14 protein-coding genes and 1 other annotated feature are annotated in these 14182 nt (G+C 38.6%); of the genes, 3 read left to right on the forward strand and 11 right to left on the reverse strand.

All coding sequences use genetic code 11. The annotated features are described in order from the left end of the window. Window positions 1-31 precede the first annotated feature (31 nt). The 5 genes from AC58NB_RS10760 to AC58NB_RS10780 all read right to left on the reverse strand — a co-directional run bounded on the left by AC58NB_RS10760 (window position 32) and on the right by AC58NB_RS10780 (window position 5797). On the reverse strand, window positions 32-973 hold the full coding sequence (locus tag AC58NB_RS10760) for an ABC transporter ATP-binding protein (RefSeq protein ID WP_497426831.1): 942 nt from the start codon (window positions 971-973) through the stop codon (window positions 32-34). A 1-nt stretch (window position 974) separates the two neighbouring features. Continuing rightward, on the reverse strand, window positions 975-2045 hold the full coding sequence (locus AC58NB_RS10765; RefSeq protein WP_497426832.1) for an ABC transporter ATP-binding protein: 1071 nt from the start codon (window positions 2043-2045) through the stop codon (window positions 975-977). 18 nt (window positions 2046-2063) lie between these two features. Beyond that, complete coding sequence (opp3C, locus tag AC58NB_RS10770) at window positions 2064-3092, reverse strand: oligopeptide ABC transporter permease (protein WP_497426833.1); 1029 nt, start codon at window positions 3090-3092, stop codon at window positions 2064-2066. Further along, the gene (gene opp3b / locus AC58NB_RS10775) at window positions 3092-4021 is read right to left on the reverse strand and encodes an oligopeptide ABC transporter permease (protein ID WP_497426834.1); all 930 of its coding nucleotides are present in this window, start codon (window positions 4019-4021) and stop codon (window positions 3092-3094) included. The genes opp3C and opp3b overlap by 1 nt, the downstream gene beginning before the upstream one ends. A 126-nt stretch (window positions 4022-4147) precedes the next feature. Continuing rightward, window positions 4148-5797 (reverse strand): peptide ABC transporter substrate-binding protein, encoded by a 1650-nt coding sequence (locus tag AC58NB_RS10780; protein ID WP_497426835.1) that lies wholly within the window; start codon window positions 5795-5797, stop codon window positions 4148-4150. A gap of 370 nt (window positions 5798-6167) precedes the next feature. On the opposite strand from AC58NB_RS10780, the gene AC58NB_RS10785 reads away from it, so the two are divergent. Continuing rightward, complete coding sequence (locus AC58NB_RS10785; protein WP_497426836.1) at window positions 6168-6548, forward strand: DUF3899 domain-containing protein; 381 nt, start codon at window positions 6168-6170, stop codon at window positions 6546-6548. Between the two features lie 47 nt (window positions 6549-6595). Beyond that, window positions 6596-6836: a binding site (T-box leader), on the forward strand. A 47-nt stretch (window positions 6837-6883) separates the two neighbouring features. Continuing rightward, a complete protein-coding gene (gene trpS / locus AC58NB_RS10790) occupies window positions 6884-7873 on the forward strand; it encodes a tryptophan--tRNA ligase (RefSeq protein ID WP_497426837.1) in 990 nt (329 codons plus the stop codon). Between the two features lie 834 nt (window positions 7874-8707). Here trpS and AC58NB_RS10795 read toward each other — a convergent pair. From AC58NB_RS10795 to AC58NB_RS10810, 4 genes are all read right to left on the reverse strand, one after another. Beyond that, window positions 8708-9469 (reverse strand): YjbA family protein, encoded by a 762-nt coding sequence (locus AC58NB_RS10795; RefSeq protein ID WP_497426838.1) that lies wholly within the window; start codon window positions 9467-9469, stop codon window positions 8708-8710. Between the two features lie 99 nt (window positions 9470-9568). Continuing rightward, entirely contained in the window at window positions 9569-10345 is a 777-nt protein-coding gene (locus AC58NB_RS10800; RefSeq protein WP_497426839.1) for a DUF2268 domain-containing putative Zn-dependent protease, read from the reverse strand. 132 nt (window positions 10346-10477) lie between these two features. Beyond that, a complete protein-coding gene (gene fabF, locus AC58NB_RS10805) occupies window positions 10478-11719 on the reverse strand; it encodes a beta-ketoacyl-ACP synthase II (protein ID WP_497426840.1) in 1242 nt (413 codons plus the stop codon). Between the two features lie 33 nt (window positions 11720-11752). Next, window positions 11753-12688 (reverse strand): beta-ketoacyl-ACP synthase III, encoded by a 936-nt coding sequence (locus AC58NB_RS10810; RefSeq protein WP_497426841.1) that lies wholly within the window; start codon window positions 12686-12688, stop codon window positions 11753-11755. A gap of 186 nt (window positions 12689-12874) precedes the next feature. Here AC58NB_RS10810 and AC58NB_RS10815 point away from each other — a divergent pair, with 186 nt between their 5' ends. After that, complete coding sequence (locus AC58NB_RS10815) at window positions 12875-13117, forward strand: hypothetical protein (protein WP_497426842.1); 243 nt, start codon at window positions 12875-12877, stop codon at window positions 13115-13117. A gap of 7 nt (window positions 13118-13124) precedes the next feature. Here AC58NB_RS10815 and AC58NB_RS10820 read toward each other — a convergent pair whose 3' ends face one another. Both AC58NB_RS10820 and AC58NB_RS10825 read right to left on the reverse strand, forming a co-directional pair. Then, window positions 13125-13307, reverse strand: a complete 183-nt coding sequence (locus AC58NB_RS10820; protein WP_497426843.1) for a ComZ family protein — start codon at window positions 13305-13307, stop codon at window positions 13125-13127. 76 nt (window positions 13308-13383) lie between these two features. After that, window positions 13384-14136: a hypothetical protein gene (locus tag AC58NB_RS10825; RefSeq protein WP_497426844.1), complete on the reverse strand. Its 753-nt coding sequence runs from the start codon at window positions 14134-14136 to the stop codon at window positions 13384-13386. Between the last annotated feature and the right edge of the window lie 46 nt (window positions 14137-14182).

Genomic DNA, 14182 nt, shown 5'->3' on the forward strand with positions numbered 1-14182 from the left:
GATTAACAAACCAAAATTAGGTAAACAGATCTTATTTGATATACGTTTTTTTATATTGCTCAAATTCCTTTAAAGAACATAATACATGATGTCCTGGAGCTACTTCACGCATTTCTAGCTCTTCATTCTCATCATAATTATGAACTTCTGGATTATAAGGTTTTCTTCTACGTGTACGTTCACTTTCCGGATCCGGTAGCGGAATGGCAGAAAGTAATGACTGTGTATATGGATGCATTGGGTTTTTATATAAGTCCTCGCTGTCTGCGACCTCAACCAATTTACCATAATACATAACACCAATACGATCACTGATGTATTTAACCATCGACAAGTCATGAGCGATAAACAAATACGTTAAACCTTTTTCTTTTTGAAGATTTTTCAGAAGGTTAACAACCTGCGCCTGAATAGAAACGTCAAGTGCAGAAATCGGCTCATCGGCAATAATAAACTCAGGATCCACTGCCAATGCACGGGCAATCCCTATCCTTTGACGCTGTCCACCAGAGAATTCATGCGGATAACGGTTCGCATGCTCACGATTAAGACCAACTGTTTCAAGAAGATCATATACACGTTTCATACGATCTTCTTTATTTTTCGCCAAACCGTGTATGTCAATTCCTTCGGCAATAATATCCGCTACAGTCATACGAGGGTTTAATGAAGCGTAAGGATCCTGGAAAATCATTTGCATACCTCGGTTAAACTGCTTTAAATCTTTACCTGATTTTCTACCGTGGACTTTATTCCCTTTAAAAATGACTTCTCCGCCACTCAAATCATATAAACGGATGATAGATCGGCCTGTTGTTGATTTACCACAACCAGATTCCCCTACCAGACCAAATGTTTCACCTTTAAAGATATCAAAAGATACATCGTCAACCGCTTTAACCATATTAGGTTTACCAACATTAAAATATTGCTTAAGACCTTTGACTTCAATTATTTTTTCTTTTGTAGCCATATTAGTTACCCCCTCCTACTAGTACCGGTTTTTCAAAATTGGAGGCCATATGGCGTATTCGCTGTTGGACAAGCTCCGGCGGTGTCACTTTTGGTGCATCCGGATGCAGGAGCCATGTTTTGGCAAAATGAGTGTCTGAAATCTGGAACATAGGCGGTTCCTTTTCATAATCAATTGCTAGGGCATATGGATTCCTTGGTGCAAATGGACAACCCTTTGGTGGATGAATCAAATCGGGTGGAGTACCAGGAATAGCAGTAAGCTCCACATCTCCACTATTATCTAAACTTGGCATAGAGGATAACAGCCCCCATGTATATGGATGGCGCGGATCATAGAAAATTTCATCTACCGTTCCAGTCTCAACAATTTGGCCACCATACATAACCGCTACACGGTCAGCTACGTTAGCAACAACTCCCAAATCATGCGTGATGAAAATAATCGATGTATCAATTTTATTTTGTAAATCCTTCATTAATTCAAGAATTTGCGCCTGAATGGTAACATCTAATGCAGTTGTAGGCTCATCGGCAATCAACACTTTAGGATTACAAGACAAAGCAATCGCTACAACAACACGTTGTCTCATCCCCCCAGAGAATTGGTGGGGATATTGGTTCATTCGAATTTCAGGCTGGGCAATACCTACTAATCTTAAAAGCTCAATTGCGCGCTCACGGGCAGCTGCTTTGCTTAAATTTTGATGCTTAATTAAACCCTCCATAATTTGCTTGCCAACTTTCATGGTTGGGTTTAAAGAAGTCATTGGGTCTTGGAAAATCATAGACATTTCTTTTCCACGGATTCGTTGCATTTCTTTTTCAGTCATTTTAACAAGATCACGATTTTCCCCAAAAAGGATCTGTCCCTCTTTTATACGCCCAGGAGGATTAGGAATCAATCTCATTAACGCCTTAGTTGTAACGGATTTTCCAGAACCGGATTCTCCAACAATCGCTAATGTTTCTCCTTTGAACAGGTCAAAACTAACTCCACGTACAGCTTTAACCTCACCACCATAGGTATCGAAGGAGACATGCAAGTTTTTTACTTCAAGTAATTTTTCCATTAGAATTCTCCTCCCCTATTATTTTCGCATTTTTGGATCTAGCGCATCACGAAGACCATCAGCCAATAAGTTAAAGCTTAGGATTAATACACTGATAACTACGGATGGAATAATCAATAAATACGGATATGATTTTATATATCTAAAACCGTCATTTACCAAAGAACCTAACGAAGCTTCAGGTGCAGCGATTCCCAATCCGATAAAACTTAAGAATGCCTCTGTGAAAATAGCACCCGGTATCGTAAACATTGATGTAACAATAATTGGGCCTAATACGTTTGGTAATAGATGGCGGAATATTAAACTTCTGTTTGAAGCACCAAGCGTTTTCGATGCGAGTACATACTCCTGATCTCTTAGTTTTAAGAATTGACCCCTTACCATCCGAGCCATTCCAATCCAACCGGTTATGACCATGGCGAGTGTAATTGAAAGCACCCCCGGTTTTTCAAAGATCAAAATCATCAGAATAACTACTATTAGATATGGAATCCCAACGAGTACTTCGATAATCCGTTGCATGACAGCATCAATTCTGCCGCCGAAGAAACCGGATATTCCTCCATAGGTTATACCAATAAAGAATTCAATTACGGCAGCTAAAATAGCAATATATAACGAAATTCTTGCACCGTACCAAACCCTTGTCCATTGGTCACGTCCCAAATCGTCTGTTCCAAACCAATGATATTTATCTTCTATTCCATTTTTTTCATAGACATTTACACCATTTTTATCTGTACCATCAAACGGAAGCCAGCTAATGTTTTCCAAGCCTTGTACACGAGGAGGCAATTTAGAATTTGCTAGATCTTGCTCCTTAAATGTGTAACCTGAAGTCATTGGCGCAAAAATCGCCAAAAGGACAAAAATCACGACCATAACAAGACCAAAAAGTGCTCCCTTATTTTTAATTAAACGTCTCAAGGCATCATGCCAAAACGTCAGACTGGGACGAACTATTTTTTCTGATTCATTAGATTCTTGTCCGACTACCTTAAACAAATTAGGAGAAAGATTTTCGTTTTTAAGATTATTTTCCATTATTTTTTCCCCCCAGCAAGGCGGATACGAGGATCAACAATTCCATACATGATGTCCACCAAGAAGATTACAAATATAAATAGAGCACTGTAAAAAATTGTAGTACCCATAATGGTTGGGTAATCATTCATATTAATAGAGTTAACAAATTGTTCCCCTAATCCAGGAATAGCAAAGATTCGCTCAATTATCAGCGTTCCAGTCATGATATTAACAGCCATTGGTCCAAGAATCGTAATAATTGGAATCAGCGCATTTCTGATACCATGCTTAAATACTACACCAGCGTTGGATACACCCTTTGCTTTTGCTAGAGTAATATAATCGGAACCCATAACTTCCAGCATTTCAGACCTCATAAAACGGGCAATATTCGCAATTACACCTGCAGATAGCGCCAGAGTCGGCAAAACCGTATATTCGAATCCATCCCAGAAAGCAACCGGAAAGATTTCATATTTAACGGCAAAGAAATACTGTAAAAATGCAGCAAAGACGAAGGATGGGATCGAAACACCCAGGACAGCAATAACAGTGGCACCATAATCTATCCATGTGTTATGACGCAGTGCAGCAGCTATTCCTAACATTAGGCCAACAATTGTTCCTAAAATCAAAGCCTGTAAACCCAAGTGAGCTGAGTTTGGTATACGTGTAGCAATCAATTCTGTAACCGGTCTGTTGTCATATTGGAAGGAAGTTCCCAAGTCCCCTTTTACTAAGTTTGTCATATAAGTGACATACTGCTTCGGTACCGGGTCATTCAATCCATACTTTTCATAGATAATCTCTTTTTGCTCAGCAGTCAGTTTTTCCTGATTTTTCAGCGGGGATCCCGGCAGCATTTTCATCAAGAAAAAGGTAGCAGTTGTAATAACAAATAGGGTAATAATCATGTAGAATATCCGTTGTAATGTATATCGCAGCATTAATAGCCCCCCCTTTTTCAGTTTTCTCAAATTATTTATTTATTCTGAATTTTCTCCCATAACTAGGGAAAAGGAGAGTATATGCCCATTTCAGGCATGCACTCTCCCATTCAGGCACACGAGAATTTATTCCTCGATTGATACCCATTTGTAGCTGTAATCTCCACCAAAGGCGTGATTGTATAGATTTTTAACTTTACCTTTCATTGCGAAGGATAGTCCACGTTGATAAAGTGGGCTGATCGCCGCATCTTCTTCAATTAGGATTTTTTCTGCTTTTTCCAGTGCTTCCCAACGTGCTGGTAGATCACTTAAAAGTGTAGTTCCAGCTTCTTTAACTAATTTGTCATATTCAGGATTGCTATATCCCATTTGGTTATGAGCTCCACCAGTTATGAACATATCAATGAAAGTCATAGGATCTTGGTAATCCGGACCCCAACCAGCATAAGAGAAGTCATAATCACCTTTAGATTCTAAATCAAGTTTTTGTTTGAATGGTTGTTGCTTAAGGGTAACTGTAAGACCTGGAAGATTAGTTTCAAGTTGTTCTTTGATATACTCACCAGTTTTCTTAGCCGAGTCACCATCATAGTTTAGCAATTCCAAAGTAACTTTAGATTCGCCGATTTCTTTCAAACCTTTTTCCCAAAGCTTTTTAGCTTCTTCTTTATTCGTAACGTTCATATCACCGTTAGTGTCGCGGAAATCCTTACCATCCGGACTTTTAACAAAGTCACTTGGTACCAAGTAATAAGCAGGTACAGAACCATTGTTTAAAATGGTATCTACGAATTGTTTTTTATCATAAGACATATCAATTGCCTTACGGATATTAACGTTTGCTAATGCTTTGTTCTTTTGGTTAAAGCGTAGGAAGTATACAGATGTATCACTTTCAGTTAAAAACTCATCGCTATCTTTGTAGTTATCAACGTTTTCAGCAGTCAAACCTACACGGTCAATTTTGCCAGTTTCATATAAGTTTACAGCTGTATTCGTATCTTTTACGATTTTAAAATTGATTGTTTCAAGCTTTACAGTATCTTTATCCCAGTATTGATCATTTTTAGAAAGCGTGAAGCTTTCTTCATGTTTCCACTCAGACATAGTGAATGGTCCATTGTATATTGTTGTATCTGCTTCAAGACCAAATTTTTCGCCTTGTTCTTCAACGAATTTTTGATTTTGTGGCATGAAAGTACCGAAAGATAGTAGAGATTGGAAATAAGGGATTGCATTTGTTAATTTAATTTCAAGTGTGTAATCATCAACAGCTTTAGCACCTAACTCTTCTACTTTCTTTTTACCAGAGTTGATTTCTTCAGCATTTTCGATTACATACATCATATATGCGTATTCAGCAGCAGTTTCAGGGTTTACAGCTTTTTGCCATGCATAAATGAAATCATGAGCTGTAACAGGGTCGCCATTTGACCATTTAGCATCTTGGCGAAGTTTGATAGTGAAAGTTTTTCCGTCTTCACTTACTGTTGGATCGCCCTCAGCAACACCAGGAACAACTTTATCTCCCTCAGTTAGACGGTAAAGACCTTCCATCGTGTTGTTCATTACATTGAAAGAAACAGAGTCTGTTGCTAAGACAGTGTCCATAGACGGTATTTCAGAAGTTTCTACCAAGTTAAGTACTTGTTCTACCTTTTTCTCGCCTTCACCACTGCCGCCTGCCTCTTCGTCATTGCCAGAACAAGCTGCAAGAAAAGTGCTCAAAGCAAGGATGATTACAAGAAATAATGAGATTTTTTTTGCTTTCATACTAGTAAATGACCTCCCTATTCTTTTTTTTACTCTTCCATAATTTTCAGAAGATTTCGTAACCAATCATAAAACGTTTCAGAATTTTTTGCAATCTTTTTTTTACATTTTGTTTACGAACATATGTCATTTCGAATACAACAATGAACAGTAAAGCTTGATAAAACAATGTCTGGGTAAAATATCCTACTCAAATAAAAATAATTATTTTTTTCAGAAAATTCCAACCAGAGTTGGTACAAAATACTAAAATATGAAACGTTATAAATATAATAAATTTTTATGAAAAAACTTTCAACTTTAAATTTTTAAAAAATTAATATAAAATCTAAATACACTTCATAAAACATATTTATATCGGAGGAAAGACATGAAGTCTTCACAAAATAAGTTTTTTTTATTAAATGGCATAGGCCTACTGATTTCCATCATCTACTCGACTTTTTTACAAAAACATTTTCTGCTTACATTAATCGATGCCTACTTCATGATTGGTCTATTCTATGTTTGTGCCGGAGCAAGCCTTTACGTGATTGGAGGAGGTTTCTTCTCAGTCTTTTCCTACTCCTTAAAAAAATTCTGGAAAAAAACATCCAAAAAAGAGGAATATGTATCCGAACTTGAAGGTGAATCCGAACAAACAGGGCCGAATATGGAGGTACTTACTTTCTCCTGGACTAGTCCGTTACTTTATTCCGGAATCTTTTCCTGTGTCTTTACATTTATTTGTTCAATAATTTTCTTTGGATAGTTGCAATTTCAAGCCGGTTTAAGTAGAATATCATTACTTAATATTTATTATAGGCTCTGACAAAGAGTAGTAAGGTAGTACAAGGTTTCCAGAGAGTTTGTGGTCGCTGTGAACAAACAACTAAGTATACCTGAATGGACTTTTAAGCCTCCTGTAGGAAAAGTTACAGTATGACAGGACGTATGCCCGCGTTACAGGGCACGAATATCTTAATCGATATTCCTGAGTGGTTTATGTAATTGAACATAAACAATTAGGGTGGTACCGCGAATCCCATTCGTCCCTTTTTTATAGTGGAGACGAATGGGATTTTTTATATTGAAAGGAGAATAAAAATGAATATTATTTTTTCTGGTATTCAACCAACTGGTCTTGTGACCATTGGTAATTATATTGGTGCATTACGGCAATTTGTTGAATTACAAAATGACGCCCATTGCTATTTTTGCATCGTTGACGAGCACGCTATTACAGTTCCGCAGGATCGACTTGAATTAAGAAAAAACATTAGAAATCTGGCAGCTCTTTATCTGGCTGTTGGCATTGATCCTGAAAAAGCAACGATTTTTATACAGTCTGAGGTTCCTGCTCATACAGAAGCCGGATGGATTATGCAATGTAATACATCCATCGGTGAACTTGAACGGATGACGCAATATAAAGATAAATCAAAATCACAGGTATCTGTTTCAGCTGGACTTCTAACTTATCCACCTTTAATGGCTGCTGATATCCTGCTATATCAAACGGACCTTGTTCCGGTAGGCGATGATCAGAAACAGCATGTTGAGTTGACCCGCGATATTGCTGAACGCTTTAACAAAAAATACGGAGAGGTCTTTACGATTCCTGACATTCAGCTGCCTGCTTCTGGAGCGCGTATCATGGCTTTACAAGAGCCTACCAAAAAAATGAGTAAATCCGATCCAAACAAAAAATCAACAATTTCATTATTGGATGATTTAAAACAGGTAGAAAAAAAGATCAAGAGTGCTGTTACCGATTCTGAAGGAATCGTAAAATTTGATAAAGAAAATAAACCAGGGATCTCAAATCTTCTATCTATTCACTCTGCACTTAGCGGTGAAAGCATTGAATCCATTGAAAAACGATTTATTGGTAAGGGATATGGAGACTTTAAAGCAGAAGTAGCCCAAGTGGTCGTTGAAACCCTCCGTCCAATCCAGGAACGTCATCAGGAGCTATTAAACTCTCCAGAATTAGATGAAATCCTCGATAAAGGTGCACTTGAGGCAAACAAAGCAGCTAATAAGACATTACGGAAAATGAAAAATGCAGTTGGCTTAGGACGAAAAAGAAGATAAATAAACAGCATTAAAAACAGAAGGTAGCCTGATGGCTGCCTTCTGTTTTTTTGAGGATTATTTTGCACATTGGCTGGATTAATCCTAATTCGGCTGGATTTATGATGTATTCGGCTCTATTTCTCTCTTAATCGGCTGGATTATTCATTCATCTGGCTGGATTCCGCTCACTCAGCCGGGTTCTCTGTTCATTTGGCTCGATTAATTCTCACTCCGGCTGGATTTATGGTGTGTTTGGCTCTATTTTTCTCTCAATCAGCAGGATTTTTCATTCATCTGGCTGGATTCCGCTCACTAAGCCGGATTACCTTACATAATGGCTGGATTTGTTTACAATTATCCGTTTGTTGCTTGTTGCTCCTGATTAATGACCTTCAGGTTTTTACGCAATCTAGCTTCTGGGCCTAGCTGCTCTAGCAAATACTCTGCGGGAGGGAATACACCTCCCTACGAGTATTCATCTTATGCTTGTCGCGGGCCTACAGGATGTAGGTCATGAAGACGTTACCACAGGACGTGGTGTTCTTAGTCTTCGTTCCTTAATTAAGCTGTTTCAGCTTTTTATTCAATCTAGCTTCAACAGCTAGAAGCTCAGGACATAAGCATGTTCTCTGCAGGAGGGAAGAGCGCCTCCCTCCGAGACCCTGTCTTATGCTCCTCGCTTCTGGGCAAGCTGTTTCAGCTTTTTATTCAATCTAGCTTCTGGGCCTAGCCGCTCGAGTCATAAGTGTAGCTGCTGCGGGAGAGAAAAGCGCTCTCCCTCCACACCGCCTCTTATGCTGGTCGCGGCTAACCAAGGCCCTTCAGCCTTTTATATAAAAAATCGACCATCCATTAGAGCATGGATGGTCGATCTCCTACTTCCATTTCCCAGAGTTTTTCAAAAAATGGTTGTCCTTTTATTAGGCGTTCACATAGCATGGCATGTTTCTCTGTCCATCCTACTTTCATTTCTGAATATAGCTTGTGCCATATTTCATCAAAGTCCATTTTTACAACTGTTGAATATTGCTCAGGTGCCCATTCTGTATACCAATAGCGAATTTCGGCCGTATTGCTTGAACTTTTCAATTGATCAAGCACCATGAACAGAAGCTGCTTAAGCTGACGTTCCCTTCTTGTTAACCCAAGCATAAAGGCCGGAGATGGAGAAAGAATATGATATTCTTTCTTCTTATAATCGGTAACCATTGTCTGGTAGTCATATGGATGAGCGTCCACATTACGCACCATGTCATAGGCCAGTTGCTCCTGCCTAGGGATTAATCTGCTCTTGCGGATCGGGACGGTGTATCCTATCGTATCAATGGCGATAATGCCTGTCCCATCTGTCACAACAAAACAATAATCCATTGAAATTCTCTCATGATTCTTTCGAATATATGCCTTTTTGTATACATCCTGAAGAAGACTGGAAGGCAATTCTAACAAATCATTTTCAATGTAATGAAAAAGAACTGGCTCCACTTTCAAAAGCGGAACCTGGTCAAGTAACTCAACCGTATCCTCTTTCCTCCACTCGTGAAAGCTGCAAATGTTATAACTATTTTCTTCTCCTTCAAACCAATTTACCCAAACATCATGGAGATACAACATTCCCGAATATCCCTCACTTCTATCCTATTTGTCAATCATTATAGGCAAGTTTCCAGTAAAATATTCCTTCATTAAGAGGCAAATTGATTTTCCGTAACTTTAGGTGGATCGTTTTATAATCTTATCAGCGGAGAGATTAATCATTTCCTTCGTTGTAAGCGAATGAAGATCTGCATAATCTTTAACCAGCTTATAACCTACCGCATACCCGGCCATTTTCGGCATGGTTCCGTGTCCGAATAACAACTTATCATGCAGTGGTTCAGACCTTTTGACCTCGTAATTCGGTTTAAATTTATCTTTGATTAGTTCTTCTAAATCTAGTTTTTTCTCACTTGTAATCCAGGGGGCTAAATAAGCTTCACCACAATATTCTGATACGGCAAACTCTGCTAGGCCTTCCATAATAACAGAATCAGCCAGCCTGTACTTGACCCGATTTCCTAAAGTGTTCAATCTGGTCGTATGATGGTATTCATGGACAAATAAAGCTTCAAGCTCTTTGTCCTTTACTTCCTCTGTCATAAACAAAAATAATTTATCAAAATAGGCTATACCAGACTTATGTTTATTGGGAGAGCGAAATAAACTAAACACTTCACTGGCCATTGGAAACAAAAAAATAGGAATATCTGGTCCATTCCACTTTTTTTTATACTTTTCATAATAATGCATGATCCTGTTCCATACCTTGCGTTCCTTCATCTCTTGAAACGTCTTTCTCGTTTTTTGATTGGGCCGATATAATCCTGTTCTATTCAAAGCTTCAATTAAAACCTGCTCCCTCATATTCACTGTGTCTAAGATGTGTTCTTCAATTTGTTCACGATTCGTAAAGAACTCATCCAACCATTTATCCGTGCTGATAACTCCCATCCCATTCACCCATCCTGTTCATATTTGCATAGAGCATTATATGAAATGACTTTTAAATGGGAATCATATAGAAAAGGATAAAAAAAAAAGCCCTCTAGTTGGATGTTCCAAAAGGAGGGCTTTGACTGATTTCTATCCGTTATACTTTTTAAACACGATTGTGGCATTGTGGCCGCCAAAACCAAGTGAGTTACTCATTGCACAGTCTACACGGTGTTTCCTTGCTTCATTTGGGACATAATCCAGATCACAGACCGGATCTGGTGTTTCCAGATTAATAGTAGGTGGAACGATATCATTTTTGATTGCTAAAACCGTATAAATGGCCTCAACTCCACCTGCCGCACCCAGTAAATGCCCTGTCATTGATTTAGTTGAACTTACTGGCATTTTATAAGCATGATCACCAAAGACTGTTTTAATGGCCATCGTTTCATATGAATCATTGTATTCTGTGCTCGTTCCATGAGCATTTATATAGTCAATCTGTTCAGGAGCCAAGTTCGCATCATTAATAGCCATTTTCATCGCTCTTGCTCCACCTTCACCCTCAGGGGCTGGTGCTGTGATATGATGGGCATCTCCTGTTGATCCATAACCAACAATTTCTGCATAAATTTGAGCATTTCTCGCAAGCGCATGTGACAATTCTTCAAGTACCAAAATCCCTGCACCTTCTCCAATGACAAAACCATCTCGATTTTTGTCAAATGGACGGCTTGACGTTTTAGGATCTGGATTAAAGGATAACGCTGTATTGGCACAAAATCCAGCTACTGACATTTTCGTGATAGGCGCCTCCGCTCCACCTGTAATCATCACATCTGCATCCCCACGCTGGATCACTTTAAATGCATCACCAATGGAATTCGTACCGGTGGCACACGCCGTTACTGTACAGGAATTTACTCCTTTTGCTCCAAGAAGTATGGATACTTGCCCTGCAGCCATATCTGGAATGAGCATTGGCACAAAAAATGGACTGACCCGTCGATATCCTCTTTTTTGGAATGTTTCATATTGCTGTTCGAATGTCTCCATGCCGCCAATTCCAGATCCAATCCATACACCTACACGATTTTCATTTTCAGGAGTAATCTCCAATTTGGCATCATCAACAGCCATTTTTGATGCCGCAATCGCGTAATGGGTGAACCTGTCCATTTTTCGGGCTTCTTTACGATCAATAAAATCTGTAATCTCAAAGTTTTTGACTTCTCCTGCGGTTTTGGCAGGATACTCATCTGCATTAACTCGGGTTAATGGGCCGATTCCTGAAACTCCCGCTAAGAGGTTCTCCCAATTTTCCTGAAGGGTATTGCCTATAGGTGATATGGTCCCCATACCGGTCACAACTACACGTTTACTCTCCATCACAATCTCTCCTTGAGTTAGTCTTGGTTTTTCTTATTTGCCCCAACGCATCGCAACGGCTCCCCATGTTAACCCGGCTCCAAAGCCAACCAACACCAGTAAGTCACCATCTTTAATTTTTCCGCCTTCTACTTCTTCAGCAATCGCAATTGGAATCGTAGATGAGGATGTGTTTCCATATTTATGAATCGTCTTGGACATTTTTTCAATCGGCAGCTCCAACCTTTGTCTTGCCGCTTCCATAATACGTATATTTGCCTGATGCGGAATTAAAAAGTCTACGTCCTCTTTCGTTAGTCCCGCTTTATTTAAAACATTAATAGATGATTCACCCATTTGTCTAACTGCAAATTTATAGACTTCGCGTCCATTCATAGTAAGATAATCTTGCTTTTTTTCCAAATGAATTCCACCAGATCCGTCCGCTCCAAGTTCAAACGATAAGATGCCCTTGCCTTCACTTACAGGCCCTATGACAGCTGCTCCAGCTCCGTCTCCAAATAAGACTGCTGTATTACGGTCATTCCAATCCGTAATTTTTGAAAGTTTTTCTACACCTACTACTAAAATCGTGCGGTAACTGCCTGCAATAATAAATTGGCTTGCGGTTATCATTCCATAGGTAAAACCAGCACAAGCGGCACTGATATCCATCGCCGCCGCATTCACTGCACCCAATCTTTCCTGAATCATACAGGAAACAGTTGGGAAAGATTGATCCGGTGTAACAGTTGCTACTAAAATCATATCGATTTCTTCAGCAGTCACACCGGCATCTTGCATAGCCCTCACCGCTGCCTCATAGGCCATATGAGAAGAATCCATTGAATCATCGGCAATTCTTCTTTCTTCTATTCCAGTGCGTGTTCGGATCCATTCATCTGACGTATCAACCCTTTTTTCTAAATCAAAGTTTGTTACCACATTCTCAGGAAGATATTTGCCAATCCCTATTATGCCAGCATTCATCCCTACACCCCTCTTGCTATATTCATCTGATTATATTAATTGATATTATGACTTGGTACTAATATTAAAAGAAATTGCTCTTTATTGCAACAAATTTTTCCTGAAAAGATGAATGAATGTCCATACGAGGAGGCATAATCAACATACATTATTAAGTAAGAATAAATGGTAAATGAGGTGAACATCTTGAACAAAGAACAGAAGAGTACTGCAGGAAATCAAGAGGCTTTTAATCGATTCATGTTTGGTGAACGCCATAGTAAAAATCAGACGGAAAGTCCTCCCCCTGCAGAACAGCAACCGTCCAATATTGATTTCACTAAACTAATGGAGCATTCTGATGTATTAATGACAACTTTTAACGAACTAAGTCCATACTTTAAAAAATTGCCTTCGCTATTGAGTAAGTTTACAAATTTAATCAAATAACTATCTTTTATCTTTTTAATTGCCCATCTTTAAATCCCTTTTCATAGGCTTCATCCATAACAGTAAAAAATATTTCCATAAACGGCTGTAACTGCTGACGATGAATATCTAAACCAGCCTCGCTTAATTTTTGCTTGATTTCGGGATAATGCTTCATAGCCATAGTCATATATTCAAGTTTCCTCTTCAATTAGAACACAACCTTTCTAACTAACATTAAAAAACCCCTTTACCCAGGATGAAAGGGGAGACTTATTAAATCTATTTTAATAGCGCAGGATTTCCCTAACCCTTATATGTTTTTTAACTAAATCGATCCCCTCATGCGGGGATATTTTTGTGACAGCCATATATTGCTGAATGCCTTGATTTTGAGAAATAGGATTCCTCATTTCTACATCATCCACCATAATTTGATATCCCATTTCTTTTAATAAAAGATCCCAATGCTTTTCTATATCCGTGTAAACCTGAAAGATCCCATCATCGAGTCTAGATATAGTTAAAATGACAGTACTGGCATCACTTATATAAATGGCATCTCTTCTATATTCCTGTACATATTGTTCAAAGGGAAATTGATCTTGACTGAAGCATTTATAAAAGAAGGTATCTACTGGCTGCCATGGACCATAGATCGTTGGCAAAATGATCGTGGTATTCACTCGATTGGGTATACGATCGTTTTTCAGCCAATCTCTATCCATTACAACATAAATAAAAGTATCCTCATTTGTTTTAGGGATTTTCTCTATATATTCTAGCCATTCTTCACATTCTACATCTATATCACTAATATAGAGAAAAAATTCCCCCTTCCTTTCATCGATCATCTGTTCCTGCTTCTTTAATGTGAAATTTGAATTTCTCCCTAAAAATAATTCTTTTTCTTCTTTTTCTAGTGGATCTACCCAAATGGGCAGGTCTACTCCAATAACCTCCACTCCTTCTTCCATTAACTTATTACATAGCTCAAATCCAACAAAGGAAAATGGAGACAGAACAATATGTTCAGGCATATAAAAACCCCCTGTCGGTTTATATAAATTGTATTAAACCAAACAG

This window comes from Pradoshia sp. TA40_28 (genome assembly GCF_059694525.1).

Bases quoted from the DNA above. Each gene is read 5' to 3' on its own strand.
- AC58NB_RS10760 (WP_497426831.1), bottom strand. From the start codon at position 973: ATGGCTACAAAAGAAAAAATAATTGAAGTCAAAGGTCTTAAGCAATAT.
- AC58NB_RS10765 (WP_497426832.1), bottom strand. From the start codon at position 2,045: ATGGAAAAATTACTTGAAGTAAAAAACTTGCATGTCTCCTTCGATACC.
- opp3C (WP_497426833.1), bottom strand. From the start codon at position 3,092: ATGGAAAATAATCTTAAAAACGAAAATCTTTCTCCTAATTTGTTTAAG.
- opp3b (WP_497426834.1), bottom strand. From the start codon at position 4,021: ATGCTGCGATATACATTACAACGGATATTCTACATGATTATTACCCTA.
- AC58NB_RS10780 (WP_497426835.1), bottom strand. From the start codon at position 5,797: ATGAAAGCAAAAAAAATCTCATTATTTCTTGTAATCATCCTTGCTTTG.
- AC58NB_RS10785 (WP_497426836.1), top strand. From the start codon at position 6,168: ATGAAGTCTTCACAAAATAAGTTTTTTTTATTAAATGGCATAGGCCTA.
- trpS (WP_497426837.1), top strand. From the start codon at position 6,884: ATGAATATTATTTTTTCTGGTATTCAACCAACTGGTCTTGTGACCATT.
- AC58NB_RS10795 (WP_497426838.1), bottom strand. From the start codon at position 9,469: ATGTTGTATCTCCATGATGTTTGGGTAAATTGGTTTGAAGGAGAAGAA.
- AC58NB_RS10800 (WP_497426839.1), bottom strand. From the start codon at position 10,345: ATGGGAGTTATCAGCACGGATAAATGGTTGGATGAGTTCTTTACGAAT.
- fabF (WP_497426840.1), bottom strand. From the start codon at position 11,719: ATGGAGAGTAAACGTGTAGTTGTGACCGGTATGGGGACCATATCACCT.
- AC58NB_RS10810 (WP_497426841.1), bottom strand. From the start codon at position 12,688: ATGAATGCTGGCATAATAGGGATTGGCAAATATCTTCCTGAGAATGTG.
- AC58NB_RS10825 (WP_497426844.1), bottom strand. From the start codon at position 14,136: ATGCCTGAACATATTGTTCTGTCTCCATTTTCCTTTGTTGGATTTGAG.